Origin of the sequence: Vibrio sp. V30_P3S12P165, assembly GCF_009904905.1 — a bacterium.
Classification (GTDB): domain Bacteria; phylum Pseudomonadota; class Gammaproteobacteria; order Enterobacterales; family Vibrionaceae; genus Vibrio; species Vibrio fujianensis.
Map to the genome: position 1 here is coordinate 38,198 of NZ_WXWH01000053.1, position 13,633 is coordinate 51,830.

At 42.5% G+C, this 13,633-nt stretch carries 11 protein-coding genes and 1 tRNA gene; 8 read left to right on the forward strand and 4 right to left on the reverse strand.

Features of this window, described 5'->3' with window-relative positions; all coding sequences use genetic code 11:
* Nucleotides 1–256 precede the first annotated feature (256 nt).
* Nucleotides 257–892 (forward strand): YchE family NAAT transporter, encoded by a 636-nt coding sequence (locus CAG57_RS10640; protein WP_161427245.1) that lies wholly within the window; start codon nt 257–259, stop codon nt 890–892.
* A gap of 101 nt (nt 893–993) precedes the next feature.
* Here CAG57_RS10640 and asd read toward each other — a convergent pair whose 3' ends face one another.
* Nucleotides 994–2,106, reverse strand: coding sequence for an aspartate-semialdehyde dehydrogenase (gene asd, locus CAG57_RS10645; RefSeq protein ID WP_161427246.1), 1,113 nt, complete (start codon nt 2,104–2,106; stop codon nt 994–996).
* 423 nt (nt 2,107–2,529) lie between these two features.
* On the opposite strand from asd, the gene nhaC reads away from it, so the two are divergent.
* Entirely contained in the window at nt 2,530–3,972 is a 1,443-nt protein-coding gene (nhaC, locus tag CAG57_RS10650) for a Na+/H+ antiporter NhaC (RefSeq protein WP_161430690.1), read from the forward strand.
* A gap of 62 nt (nt 3,973–4,034) precedes the next feature.
* Here the strand turns inward: nhaC and yejK are convergent, their stop codons facing one another.
* Entirely contained in the window at nt 4,035–5,042 is a 1,008-nt protein-coding gene (gene yejK, locus CAG57_RS10655) for a nucleoid-associated protein YejK (RefSeq protein WP_099611352.1), read from the reverse strand.
* Nucleotides 5,043–5,126: 84 nt separating this feature from the next.
* Between yejK and CAG57_RS10660 the strand changes: the two genes are divergently transcribed.
* The 3 genes from CAG57_RS10660 (at nt 5,127) to CAG57_RS10670 (ending at nt 7,315) form a co-directional block, all read left to right on the forward strand.
* Nucleotides 5,127–5,342, forward strand: coding sequence for a YejL family protein (locus CAG57_RS10660; protein ID WP_161426982.1), 216 nt, complete (start codon nt 5,127–5,129; stop codon nt 5,340–5,342).
* Nucleotides 5,343–5,376: 34 nt separating this feature from the next.
* Entirely contained in the window at nt 5,377–7,176 is a 1,800-nt protein-coding gene (locus CAG57_RS10665; RefSeq protein WP_161426983.1) for a DUF3413 domain-containing protein, read from the forward strand.
* A gap of 62 nt (nt 7,177–7,238) precedes the next feature.
* Nucleotides 7,239–7,315, forward strand: a tRNA-Pro gene (locus CAG57_RS10670).
* A gap of 150 nt (nt 7,316–7,465) precedes the next feature.
* On the opposite strand, the gene betA is transcribed toward CAG57_RS10670, so the two are convergent.
* Together betA and CAG57_RS10680 are read right to left on the reverse strand one after the other, a co-directional pair.
* Nucleotides 7,466–9,127, reverse strand: coding sequence for a choline dehydrogenase (gene betA / locus CAG57_RS10675; RefSeq protein WP_099611355.1), 1,662 nt, complete (start codon nt 9,125–9,127; stop codon nt 7,466–7,468).
* Nucleotides 9,128–9,186: 59 nt separating this feature from the next.
* Nucleotides 9,187–9,924 carry a FadR/GntR family transcriptional regulator gene (locus CAG57_RS10680; protein WP_099611356.1) on the reverse strand — a complete coding sequence of 246 codons (738 nt, stop codon included), beginning with the start codon at nt 9,922–9,924 and terminating at the stop codon, nt 9,187–9,189.
* 383 nt (nt 9,925–10,307) lie between these two features.
* Here CAG57_RS10680 and betB point away from each other — a divergent pair, with 383 nt between their 5' ends.
* The 3 genes from betB to CAG57_RS10695 all read left to right on the forward strand — a co-directional run.
* Nucleotides 10,308–11,762, forward strand: a complete 1,455-nt coding sequence (gene betB, locus CAG57_RS10685; RefSeq protein ID WP_099611357.1) for a betaine-aldehyde dehydrogenase — start codon at nt 10,308–10,310, stop codon at nt 11,760–11,762.
* A gap of 246 nt (nt 11,763–12,008) precedes the next feature.
* Nucleotides 12,009–13,226: a BCCT family transporter gene (locus CAG57_RS10690; RefSeq protein WP_161426833.1), complete on the forward strand. Its 1,218-nt coding sequence runs from the start codon at nt 12,009–12,011 to the stop codon at nt 13,224–13,226.
* A gap of 254 nt (nt 13,227–13,480) precedes the next feature.
* The coding region (locus tag CAG57_RS10695) for a helix-turn-helix domain-containing protein (protein WP_161433708.1) at nt 13,481–13,633 on the forward strand (153 nt) is incomplete at its 3' end.

A 13,633-nucleotide genomic window follows, 5' to 3' on the forward strand; every position in this document is an offset into this window, starting at 1 on the left:
AGTATATAAAAGCAAGCTTAACTCTCCACTGTTGTCACTATTTTTTCGCTAAAGTGTGCTAACGTTAACAAACTTTCCACACCAACTCACCCATTAGCCATCAATTGCAACAATTTATTTACACTATTCTTTAACGATTAGTTTTCTTAATCATGAGCAAACCAATACGATAGTTTTTTTCATTCGTGATTTTGCGCAGATTAGCATACATTACGCGCGCTTTATTATCTTCTTATGATCGCCAAGAGAACCTTTCATGTATCTTGAACTTGCTATTTTTCTTCAATTCTTTTTAGGCTTGGTTGCTGCCGTTAATCCAGTCGGCATTATGCCGGTGTTTGTCTCCTTAACCAGCCATATGACTGCGGAAGAAAAAAACAAAACCGCAGCGACCGCCAATATAGCAGTAGCCGTGATTTTGATTACGGCCCTACTCGGCGGACAAGTCCTGTTGGATATGTTTAGCATTTCGCTCGATTCCTTCAGAGTCGCGGGAGGCTTGTTATTGATCAGCATTGCATTCTCAATGATGAGCGGGAAACTGGGGGAAGATAAACAAAATAAACAAGAAAAATCGGCGCATATCAGCCGGGAACAAATCGGAATCGTGCCTATTGCGATGCCTTTAATGGCGGGCCCTGGTGCCATTAGCTCAACCATTGTTTACAGCGCACGCTATCCAGGCATATTAGACACGGCTGGCATTGCATTAACCATTGCCGTTTTCAGTCTCAGCTCTTGGTTACTATTTCGCTCAGCACCTTATATTATACGCATCCTTGGGCAAACCGGCATCAACGTGATCACCCGGATTATGGGGCTAATTTTAGCAGCATTGGGCGTGGAGTTCATAGCCAACGGTTTGCGCAGCCTTTTCCCTGGCCTCGCTTAGATACCGATTATTCATTATCACATAGTTACAAATTAAGACACGGTTACAAATTAAGAAAGCGCCCAATGCGCTTTCTTAATAATCATTCAACATAGCGGAAATCATTTTTCAGCGAGGATAATTCGCAACGTTCGACGCAATGGCTCGGCTGCTCCCCACAAAAGCTGGTCTCCTACCGTAAAGGCATTGAGAAAATCATCCCCCATCGACATTTTACGTAAACGCCCGACAGGGACAGAAAGCGTCCCCGTCACTTTCGCTGGGCTCAGTTCACGCGCAGTAATATCACGCTCATTTGGAATCACTTTAACCCACTCGTTATGTGAAGCGATCATCTCTTCAATTTCATCGAGAGGGACATTTTGTTTTAACTTGATAGTTAACGCTTGAGAGTGACAACGCATAGCTCCGATACGAACACACGTTCCATCAATTGGAATGGGTGAATCCTGCAAGCCTAAAATTTTATTGGCTTCAACACCAGCTTTCCACTCTTCTTTGCTCTGTCCATTCTCACGCTTCACATCAATCCATGGGATGAGTGAGCCAGCCAAAGGCACGCCGAAGTTGTCGGTTGGGAACGATGAGGAACGCATCGTTTCCGCGACTTTTTGGTCGATATCCAAAATTGAACTCGCAGGATTTGCAAGCTCTGAGCTAACTGAATCATTTATCACGCCCATTTGTGAAATCAGTTCACGCATGTTTTGTGCGCCAGCTCCAGATGCAGCTTGATAAGTCATGGCACTGGTCCATTCAACCAATCCTTTCTCAAATAAGCCTCCAAGCCCCATTAACATCAAACTAACCGTACAATTACCGCCAACAAAGGTGTTCGTTCCCTGATGGATACTTTGTTGAATTTGATTAAAGTTGACAGGATCTAAGGTGATGATAGCTTCAGGATCCATGCGTAACGTTGATGCAGCATCAATCCAATAACCTTTCCATCCGGCTTGTCGAAGTGCCGGATAAACTTTTTCTGTATATCCACCACCTTGGCAAGTAATTACGGCATCTAACTGCTTCAAACTGTCGATATCAAACGCATCTTGTAACACGCCTGCATCTTTACCAAAGTTAGGCGCAGCAATGCCAATTTGTGATGTACTGTAAAATACCGGCTCGATGAGATCGAAGTCTTTTTCTTCCACCATACGCTGCATCAGTACTGAACCGACCATGCCACGCCAACCCACTAAACCTACTCTCATTACACTAACTCTCCGTGTGTTCAAATAAAAAAACTGCCACCCACATCTATAAGTGGTTCAATCTAAAATCTCAACATTTGATTACGTTAATTTGAGACTTTATTTTCTATCTACTGTGCTTTAACACTGTTTTAAGTTCAACCCCCTAATAAAGCTTATCTTTTCTTTTTTTAGAGTTTATTAATTAAAAGTTTACTTAATTATTGATATTTAGTTACACGAAAACACCACACTACAAACTTTTTTATTTCATTAAATTTGCCAACTAGCAACATTTAAGCCTACAAAACAACCACTTTATCGATATAAATCACAACAGTTATCATTGAATTCGATATATTATTCCTTTTAATGTAAAGTCTATTCGAACTGATAAGGACGCCCAATCTCCTTAGTATTATCATCGAACACGAGGTTCTAAACATGACACAGGCCCCACCACGCTTACCCAGTTTGCTACAAGTGATTGTTGCACTGGGTCTGTTTTTATTATTGGCTTTTTCGTTTACGGCTAAGTTTGATTTGCCCATCCAACTCGCCCTTTATATTGGCTGGTTTATTATTATGGTGCTCGGTATTCGTCTTGGTCACCAATACAAAGCATTAGAAAAAGCCGCCTTGAATGGCATTTCCAATGGATTAGGCGCTGTATTGATTCTTCTTGCGGTTGGTGCTCTTGTTGGTACTTGGATCGCTGGCGGGATTGTTCCAACCATCATTTATTATGGATTAAAAGCCATTCATCCATCGATTTTCTTACTTGCCACCATGATTATTTGTTCTCTCACCGCGTTAGCAACCGGAACCTCTTGGGGAGCGGCTGGAACCGCTGGGATCGCCATGATGGGAATCGGACAAGGGCTCGGCGTTCCCGCCCCCGTGACGGCTGGTGCTGTTTTATCTGGATGTTACTTTGGCGACAAAATGTCACCTTTGTCCGATTCGGTTATTCTCGCTTCATCAATGTCTAACGTTGAAGTGGTGGAACACATTAAAGGCATGTTGCCAATCGCGTTAATTAGCTACATTATCACCGGAATCATGTTTACCTTATTTGGGTTTCATTATGCGGGTAATGTCGATATGTCGCAGGTCCAATCCGTTATCAATGCGATGGAAACACAGTTTTATATCACGCCTTACTCTTTTATTCCGGTGTTGATTGTTTTGGGCCTTCTCGCTATGCGTATGCCATCTTTCCCTGTGATTAGCTTTGGGTCACTGCTTGGCATTATCTGGGCGATAATGATTCAAGATGTCGAATTTCTTCCTGCATTTAATACAGCATGGGCACCATTTAGCATTTCTTCTGGCGTTGACTTCATTGATTCAATCTTAAATCGTGGGGGTATGTCATCCATGCTCGGATCGGTGGCTGTGATTATTTTTGGCCTTGGCTTTGGTGGCTTGCTTGATAAAGTCGGCGTGTTAGAAACCATTGCCAAACTATTTGAACGTCGCGTGACAAATAGTGGTTCACTAGCAACCAGCACCATTGGTACTGCATTTATGGGTAACATCTTTGGGTCAGCAATGTATGTCTCGCTGATTCTTACCCCTAAAATCTGCGCCAAAAACTATGACCGTTTAGGCTATCAACGTAAAAATCTATCCCGCAATGCTGAATTTGGCGGCACGCTCACTTCCGGTATGGTGCCATGGAGTGACAATGGTATTTATATGGCTAGCATCTTAGGGGTGGCGACGCTCTCTTACGCACCGTTTATGTGGCTTAGCTTTGTTTGTATTGCCGTGACCATTTTCACTTCATATATGGGATGGTTTGTTGACAAATGTGAACCAAGCGTAACAGCCTGTACCGAGAATACGGACGAAGCAGCCGAGTTACAACGTCAATCGATCTAATCTTAAACTCACCAAGATCAAAAAGGAGCGTCTCCGCTCCTTTTTCTTCGTGGTATGACCGATTATGACTGACTTTTTCTCGTTAATTGTTCACGTAAATTGGGAGGAGTCCCTTTGATGGTCAACGTATCGGTTTCTGGATCGTAAAAAACTCGCTCTCCCATTAATAAACTATCAAAACTAATATTAAGCCCGCCCCCCGCGCCTACATACTTGGTCAGTTTTCTGACCGCAGAACGATCGCCAGGAAAACTTTCTTCTAACTCATAACCGTGTTCACGAGTAAATTCAAAAAAGCTCGTTCCATCTTGGCTTGATGGTAATTCCCCCGAAAGTTCTTTGACCTGAACTTCATCCCCCGATTTAATTTGATCATTACAGTAGTCGTAAACTTGTTTTTTATAACTGATCGCCTCTTCTTTTTCTAATTTAGCATCGGTACAAAAATCTTCCACGGCTTGCATAAGCACTAAATTCTGTTGCTTGGGATCCAATCCGATCTCTGCTTGTAAGAAATCCAAGAAAAAATCTGACACTTTACGCCCCACCCGACCTTTAATGTAGGAAAGATAGCGATTAGAATCCTTATCCGTTTCAAAACTAGACAGATCAATCCTTGCTGCTATGTCCATTTTGCTAATGTCTAAGTAATCTGTGGCGCTAATATCTAACCCCTCAGTCACCTTTAAGCTTTGGTTAAGTGGCAATAAACCGATAAATAAAAAGTGCGTCGCTAACGATTGATATTCTGCAAACACAAGAATACCTTCATCGGCGAATGGGTATTTGATCAACTCATTTTTTAGTTTCTGAGCACTCATTTGAGAAAACGTATAAAAATCTTGCTCACCTTTGCGCAAAGCGTTTAACCAACCTAGGACATCACTGTCGGATTTAAACGACCCAAACCCCTTCCCGGCTTTCGCGTTAAAAACGCGATGCAGCTCAGCGACTAGTTTTTCGGTCGCGGTATCGTTATCAAGCGATTGAGTCCGGTAATTAACCATTAACTCATCGTTATCGTTTTTACATAATTGATGCAAAATGACATTAGAAAGGTGCAAACTCATAGTGAAATAATCGTCGTACTGGTTTCAGTTGTAAGGCATAGTAGGTTATCATAAGCCGCTTTTACTATCATCTATAGAGTCTTTATGCCAATTACATCGAAATACAGTGACGAACAAGTTGAAACGATCCTGACCGAAATCGCGGCCGTGCTTGATAAACATCATGCGTCTCCAGAACTCACGCTGATGATCGCTGGTAACATTGCTACCAATGTACTCAATCATGATGTAGCCAGTTCCCAACGTAAAGCCATTGCAGAGAAGTTTGCTCAGGCATTAACTTCATCTTTACAAAATTAATTTCATTCACAACACTGGATAACTAGAAAAACCCATGGTAGATAGCGGAAACACATACGGCGAGCGAGTATCACGTTTAGTAAGCTGGGGGCACTGGTTTGCTTTCTTTAATATTATTGCAGCCATGCTTATCGGTACGCGTTATATTACTCAGACACCATGGCCAGACACGCTGTTAGGGCAATTTTATCTCGTCTTTTCTTGGGTGGGACACTTTGGTTTTTTAGTCTTTGCGCTTTATTTACTCGTTCTTTTTCCGCTTACTTTTGTTATTCCATCACGGACATTATTCCGTTTTTCTGCGGTCTGTTTTGCTACATTAGGTTTAACCGCTCTTTTAATTGATACGCAAACCTATCAAACCATTAATTTGCATCTCACCCCGGTTGTATGGGAACTATTGTTCAGCGATGAAAGTAGTATTAGTACCGATCTACAGCACTTGTTTGTCGTTCTACCTTTGATCTTTTTACTACAACTGGCGTTATCTGAGTGGGTATGGCGAAAACAACGCAAGCTTTCTCATAAACGCATTGGACGACCTTTAGCAGCGGTGTTTTTTGTTAGCTTTATCACCAGCCATATCATTTATGTTTGGTCGGATGCTTATTTCTATGCCCCCGTTACCAGTCAAAAATCCAACTTTCCCCTCTCCTACCCCATGACAGCCAAATCCTTTATGGAAAAGCATGGCTTATTAGATAGAGATGAATACTTAAAGCGGCTAGAAGAGAATAAAAACAACGTTGATTTAGTCAATTATCCGTTGGAAAAAATTGAATTTGGCCGCAGAGCGAACCATCTAAACATCGTCATTGCTAGTGTGGATAACCTACGTGCTGATGTTGTGACGCCGCAATTAATGCCAAATACTTATCGGTTTGCCAGTCATGCACTGACTTTTAATAATCATTTTAGTTCTAGCAATGATATGTATGGCATGTTTGGCTTGTTCTATGGCTTACCAAGCAGCTACGCCAGCAGTATTAAGGTTCAAGGTGCATTACCCGTTTTGGTTAATACCCTGCAAGAGCAGAAATATGAGTTTGGCTTATTCAGTAGCGATAACTTTTCAGATCCTCTATTCCAAGAAACCGTCTTTCGTGGGTTACCGCTTACCAAGTTATCTTTTGAGGCCGATATCAGTCATGATCAACAAACGATTCTACGCTGGGCGCAGTGGGCTCAAGAACAAAATTCACCTTGGATGAGTTTTATAGAACTGACTACTGTTAGTCAATTTAATAGTATGGCCAGCAATAATGAGAAATCAAACACGACCGAGAGACTTCGTCACAGCTATTACGAATCGGTGACGCAAGCCGATCACGAATTAGCCCAATTATTTGCTCAGTTAAACGAGTTGCAGCTACTCGATAACACCATTGTGGTCATCACCTCTAACCACGGTACAGAATTTAATGAAACCAAAACCAATAGCTGGGGAGCGAACAGTAATTACAGCCGCTACCAATTGCAGGTTCCAATGATTATCTACTGGCCGGGCAAAGTCCCTACCACATTTACTCATCAAACCAGCCATTTAGACTTCTCGGTCACTTTATTACAAGATTTACTAGGGGTATCTTCCAACCCAAGTGACTTTAGCAGTGGCAAAAATTTATTTAATGAAAACCGACGACGTTGGATACTCGCTGGTGACTCACGCGAGTTAGCACTTATTACTGACCAGCATACAACCGTAATAGATAAATTTGGTAATTTTAAGCTGTATGATGAAAACTATCAGCGATTAACCGATCAAAATCCGACGCTACCTATTTTGATGCAAGGGCTAACCGAATTGCAGCGTTTTTATTCAAAAGATAATTAAATCATAACTTTAAGCTTTTTTCGGCTTGACGATGACAATAAAAATAAGTACATTACGCCCATCGGACTGTAGCGCAGCTTGGTAGCGCACCGTCATGGGGTGTCGGGGGTCGGAGGTTCAAATCCTCTCAGTCCGACCATACACCTAAAAAAAGAGAGCTTCGGCTCTCTTTTTTTTTATCAGAGGGATAAATAATCACTCTTGTAACCGTGAAATCATCCCCCTCCCTAAATAAAAAGCTAGTAGTACGGAGAGGGAAAAGACTTAGGCCCTATTAGGATAAGTTTTATTATGCTGCGGTATGCTTTTTCTGGGTGTGTTGATAAAACTCAACCTCCATTGCTGGTTCAGTATAATTACCTAGAATTATATCTGCTGCTTTTTCTGCTACCATCATGGTGGGAGCATAAAGGTTGCCATTGGTTATTGCCGGGAAGATAGAGGCATCAACCACGCGCAGGTTTTTAACACCATGAACATTAAGCTCAGCGTCCACTACAGCCATATCGTCATAACCCATTTTACAGGTACAACTTGGATGATACGCACTTTCGCCATCGCGGGAAACAAAATCCAGAATTTCCTCATCAGTTTGAACTGAAGGTCCCGGAGCTAACTCCTCACCACGCAGATGATCGAAAGCGGGCTGTTCAATAATGTTTCTGGTGCAACGAATCGCTTCAACCCACTCCTTGCGTTCTTGCTCTGTTGACAGGTAGTTAAACAGAATAGCGGGCTTCTGATCCGGATCGTTTGACTTTATTTTAACATGCCCGCGAACATCAGTATTCATCGGTCCAACGTGTAGTTGAAAACCATGCCCATCCCGCGGTGCGCTTCCATCATAACGAATTGCCAGTGGAAGGAAGTGATATTGCAGATTCGGATAAGCGACTTCATCATTACTACGTATAAACCCACCAGCTTCAAAATGGTTTGTCGCGGCGTCTCCCTTACGTCGGAACAACCAGTCGAAGCCTATTTTAGGCTGGTTATACCATTTTAGTGCAGGATAAAGACTAACAGGTTCTTTACAAGTGTACTGAACATAGAGTTCAAGATGATCCTGAAGGTTCTCGCCAACGCCAGGCAAATGATGAACAGGGTTGATTCCTAACGCGCTAAGCTCTTCCTCATTGCCTATACCAGAAAGTTGTAAAAGCTTAGGTGAGTTAATGGCCCCCCCACATGAGATAATCTCCTTCCCGTAAACCGTGCGGGCTTTCTTACGGCGTTTGAACTCGACACCGATTGCAGTTTTACCATCAAATAGGATACGGCTAGCTGTTGCACCCGTTAGTACAGTCAGGTTTTTACGATGCTTTACCGGATGCAGATAAGCACGGGCAGCACTTAATCGACGGCCGCGATATATGTTTTGGTCAAATGCAGAGAAGCCTTCCTGCTGATAGCCATTAACATCATCGGTTAACGGGTAACCCGCTTCCTGTGCTGCTTTAAAAAATGCATCAAACAGTGGGTTATTACAAGCAGCAGTTGAAATAGCAAGCGGACCGTTGTCACCGTGATATTTATCGGCCCCTTTTAGGCGGGTTTCAAATTTCCGGAAGTAAGGTAAGCAGTGCTTGTAGTCCCAGTTTTCCAGACCTTTTTCACGACCCCATTTTTCATAATCCATTGCGTTTCCGCGAATATAGATCATGCCATTAATACAACTACTACCACCAAGTACCTTACCTCTTGGTTGAGCAATTTTACGGTTGTGCATATGTGGCTCAGGCTCTGATTCATAAAGCCAGTTATACGTACTATCTGTTAGCAAGTAAGTTAGTGCTGCTGGCATATGAATACGGAAGTCAAACCGATAATCCGGGCGACCCGCCTCTAATACCAATACTTTATTTTCAGGATTTGCACTCAATCTGTTTGCTAATACGCAACCAGCCGAACCCCCACCCACGATTATATAATCGAAAGTCTTCTTTGCCATTTAATTACCTCTTATTTTTCTGTGCCGGTATTTGTCTGTTTCCGGTTTAAAATGAATTCTTATCTAGAGCTTCGGTCTAAACACTCTTGTAACAATAAGTAGTGTTGGCTAATCGACGCCTGCAGCTTAAGTGGTTCTTTATCGATTATTTTTTCCGCTGTATAACGCCAGTTTTTTACTGTTTTCTTCAAAAAATCACGATCGGAATAAAGATTGTTATCGTAAGAACCAAAACCCTGCTGCATCGCATGCATCACCCACTCAAAAACGTTGTTGTTCGCCATTTCAGCCAACAACAAGTTGAGTTTTCGGTCTGTTTCTGCAAGGTCACAAAAGTTCAGAGGCTCTTGAGCGCTGGATAGCTCCAAACGGTCAATTAGCTCCAACATACGCTTTTTCTGTTCTTGAGTTGCACGTAACATAGCTAACAGTGCAATGCTCTGGTCTATACTTTCCCTAAACTCTGCAATTTCATTAGCACCAATGCGTTTTTGCTTAAGAAACAAGGCAAGTGATTCGCTGATATTAGAAACGTCTATTTGTTTGATAAATGCCCCACCTTTGGGGCCTTTACGTATTTCAATCAGTCCCTTTTGTTTCAAAGCTCTAATCGCTTCCCTGATAACACCCCGCCCGGTTTCAAACTGAACTTGTAACTCCCTTTCGCTTGGAAGGCAGTCTCCAGGAAGTAATGTTTCATTTAGGATTCTAGACTCAATTTGAAGAGCGATATCCTCACTTGCCCGCCCAATCTGAGCTGGCGTAAACAAACGTTCTACTGTCGATTTTTTTGTCACTTTGTTACCTATATCTATCTATATCGTTTGCTACGAGCCTATTGGTACTACCAATAGGCTAACAATAAAGCTGGTTATCTTTCAAGTTGGCTAATTTTCATAAACTTTTTAAATTATTGGTACTACCTTAATTGATTGGCGTATTTAACTTATTGATCTTTATTGGATTATGCCACCAAAAAGCCATCAAAACGAAAGGTTTGTCCGCTAATGATTTAATGGGTAAACTTTACCGAAAATATTAATTAAAACATTATAAAACAATAAGTTGAAAGTTTTTTGATTTCTTTTTAATTTATTTGAGTTCAAACCAATTGAATTTGATCTATCGCTTCTGATATGCAAAAGTAATTAAACATCTAACAAAGAGAACTTTTTTCAATATGACATCACTTTATATTCACGGAAAAGAATTTTGCGCCACCTCTGGAGAGAGTTTTGGGACGTATAACCCTGCAACAGGAAAGCTTCTGAGTGAGGTGGATCAAGCCTCAGAGCAGGATATAGAAGCAGCTATCGACTCTGCACAGAAAGGCTTCCTGCAGTGGTCCGCACTTTCTGGCGCTGAAAGAGGGCGAATCTTGATGCGTGCCGTTGCCATTTTAAGAGAACGGAATGATGAGTTGGCTAAGTTAGAAGTTCAAGACACAGGAAAGCCACTTCAGGAAGCGATTGAAGTAGATATCGCAACGGGCGCGGATGTTATCGAATATTACGCCGGTTTAGCCGCAGGCCTTCAGGGGCAACAGCAAGAACTGGGAAAAGACCAGTTTTTCTATACTCGTAGGGAGCCTCTTGGGATTTGCGCCGGTATAGGGGCGTGGAATTATCCCATGCAGATAGCGATGTGGAAATCAGCACCAGCGTTAGCAGCTGGTAACGCTATGATTTTCAAACCATCAGAAGAGACTCCTCTTACCGCTATCAAATTAGCTGAGATTTTTACTGAGGCCGGAGTTCCTGATGGCGTTTTCAACGTTGTTCAGGGGGATTACCGTGTGGGCCAAATGCTGTCCCGCCACCCTGAGATCGCAAAAGTGTCTTTTACTGGTGAATGTTCAACCGGTAAGAAGGTCATGGCAGACGCGGCAGGAACATTGAAGCAAGTAACAATGGAGTTGGGTGGCAAATCCCCGCTGATCATTTTTTCTGATGCCGATCTTGAAAGTGCCATCAACGGAGCCATGCTGGCAAATTTTTATACTCAAGGAGAAGTCTGTACCAATGGCACGCGAGTCTTTGTTCACGATGATATCTATGACGAATTTCTCACCCGCCTAGCCCAACGAACTAAGAAGCTGATCATCGGCGATCCGATGGACATGCAGACTCAGGTGGGAGCACTCATTTCTACTGAACATATGCACAAGGTTCTTGATTTTATTGAGCAAGGTAAAGCAGCCGGTGCACGTTTAATTGCGGGCGGTGAGCGCGTAATTCAGGCCCCACTAGATAAAGGTAATTTCGTGCAACCCACGATATTCGCGGACTGTGAAGATGACATGCCACATGTCAAAAATGAGATTTTTGGTCCAGTGATGTCTGTATTGCGCTTCTCTGATGAAGACGAAGTAATCCGTCGCGCCAACAATACAGATTATGGTTTGGCTGCTGGATTGTTTACTCAGAACCTATCGCGAGCTCACCGTGTTATAGCACAACTTGAAGCCGGTATCTGCTGGGTTAATACCTGGGGAGACTCTCCGGCCGAAATGCCCGTAGGTGGATATAAGCAATCCGGTGTAGGCCGTGAAAATGGCCCGGAAACGCTCAACAGTTATACCCAAACTAAAAGTGTCCTAATTTCATTAAAAGATCTGGGATCACCATATCAATAGACAATGCCACTCAAGCAAAAGAAGGGATTATGCCTAGCTACTCTCTTCTTATTCTATTTCATATCAGCCTGAGCGATTTTCGCAAACGGCTTAATTCGCCAAGCCCAGTTGCTCAGGTTTTAATTATCGTCCGCACGATACTTAAGGCCTGATGATACATGGTCTGTCACTGACGGCTGAGGTGTGGTCAACAAAACATAATAAGGAATAAATTGTGTTTCATCTCAATAATAAGGAGTCCAGGTAATGACCATTTGGTTATCCATCGGGATATTATTTACTTTTTCTACGATCGTCTTTGTTCTTTTACGATGGGGGAACATGAAGTGTGTCGGTGTCACACCGGTCAGGACTTTTGCTTTCATTGCTATTCTATTTACATCTGGCCTAGATGTGGGATTGATTATGTTCCCGCTAACAGAGTTTGCCGGTTACGCCGACCTTGCAACCAATCCAGAGTACGGGTTCAGTAATCCTCTGGCGATTGAGTTTGGTTTCTGGGCGTTTTTTATTTGGGCGTTCTATTTTCTAACTTGCTTTTATTTTTGCGTGATTGAACCGAGAGTTAAGTTTTTTGAGATCCCGTTAGTTAAATTCATCAACAACCTAGTGATCATTGGCACTTCTGCATTCACGGCTTATCTATTACTGGCTAACTTACCGTGGTACCTGCCAGAGCTTGGCGATGGCGAGAGTATCGTCGGTACCTTCTACCTGGTTGTGTTCGCAGTGATTGCTATTTCGGTCTATTCTAGTACCAGCATTCGCTATGTGCGAGTGTTGAGTTTGGGTAGTAGTTGGTTGTTTTTATCACTAATTGTCATGATGTGGAGCACCGCTTTTCTGTCTGAAACGTCTAATGTAGGTGAGTTCTTTACTACGATCGCACTGTTGGGAGACTATTTTACCAACTTAGAGCATTTCATATTGCCAATTAATGACTACCATGAATTTTATCTGTATTGGTGGTTTGCCTGGAGTATCATGATCGGTCAATTTACCTCCCGCTTTGTCGGCGGTATGCGTACCTATCAAGTGCTAATTGCGATGATGGTGTTACCGTCAATACCCATCGCTATCTGGTTTAGCGTTCTTTATTACTACAGCGCCAACGCTATCCCTATTTCTAGCTTCTATAACCTAGCGATGGTATTTGTTGGTGTGACTTTTGTGATTAACTCGCTTGATTCACTGGTTCGCCTGTATACCGACAACTTGAACCTGACTGTCAAGCGCTTCGGTAAAGTGAAATATGTCGTTGGGAATATCACCTTTCTAAGCGGCCTGACTCTACTCTTTAAGCTGGACTTTCTGCAGATCCAGTGGGTAGGGGCACTAGCTATAGCACTTGTGCTGGCCTGCTTTAGTTATATTTTGGTTTCGCATTATCGTAAAGTTGCAGCTATTGATTCATCACCAGCAGAGAACAAAATAGACTTCCACAAAATTGAACTGGTTAACTAGAAACTGACAAGGAGGCCATGAGCCTCCCCCTTACCCTTTGCTTACAGGAAAGTATAGGGAACGTTCATCTAGGGCATTTTATCAAACGGGCTCTCTGTACCACTACACAAAATTATTTGTGAGGTTTTAATCTATCAGGTAAGTTTTGTATGTGATCTTCCCAATTGTCACCGATCATGCAAAACTGATCCACTAACGATCATCGAAAACTGATCCACTTGGTATCATCCGTTTATTTTTTATACGGGTGATTTATGTTAACCAAGGAGACATTTGTGGATATTCATGTTCGCTTTGCACAAGGCCAAAGCATTCGTAACATTGCCCGTCAATTAGGCATTTCTCGTAATACCGTAAAACATCATTTGCAGCAGCATCAGATGCCCTCTTACGCGCAACGAGCAAAA

Bases quoted from the DNA above. Each gene is read 5' to 3' on its own strand.
- CAG57_RS10640 (WP_161427245.1), top strand. From the start codon at position 257: ATGTATCTTGAACTTGCTATTTTTCTTCAATTCTTTTTAGGCTTGGTT.
- asd (WP_161427246.1), bottom strand. From the start codon at position 2,106: ATGAGAGTAGGTTTAGTGGGTTGGCGTGGCATGGTCGGTTCAGTACTG.
- nhaC (WP_161430690.1), top strand. From the start codon at position 2,530: ATGACACAGGCCCCACCACGCTTACCCAGTTTGCTACAAGTGATTGTT.
- yejK (WP_099611352.1), bottom strand. From the start codon at position 5,042: ATGAGTTTGCACCTTTCTAATGTCATTTTGCATCAATTATGTAAAAAC.
- CAG57_RS10660 (WP_161426982.1), top strand. From the start codon at position 5,127: ATGCCAATTACATCGAAATACAGTGACGAACAAGTTGAAACGATCCTG.
- CAG57_RS10665 (WP_161426983.1), top strand. From the start codon at position 5,377: ATGGTAGATAGCGGAAACACATACGGCGAGCGAGTATCACGTTTAGTA.
- betA (WP_099611355.1), bottom strand. From the start codon at position 9,127: ATGGCAAAGAAGACTTTCGATTATATAATCGTGGGTGGGGGTTCGGCT.
- betB (WP_099611357.1), top strand. From the start codon at position 10,308: ATGACATCACTTTATATTCACGGAAAAGAATTTTGCGCCACCTCTGGA.
- CAG57_RS10690 (WP_161426833.1), top strand. From the start codon at position 12,009: ATGACCATTTGGTTATCCATCGGGATATTATTTACTTTTTCTACGATC.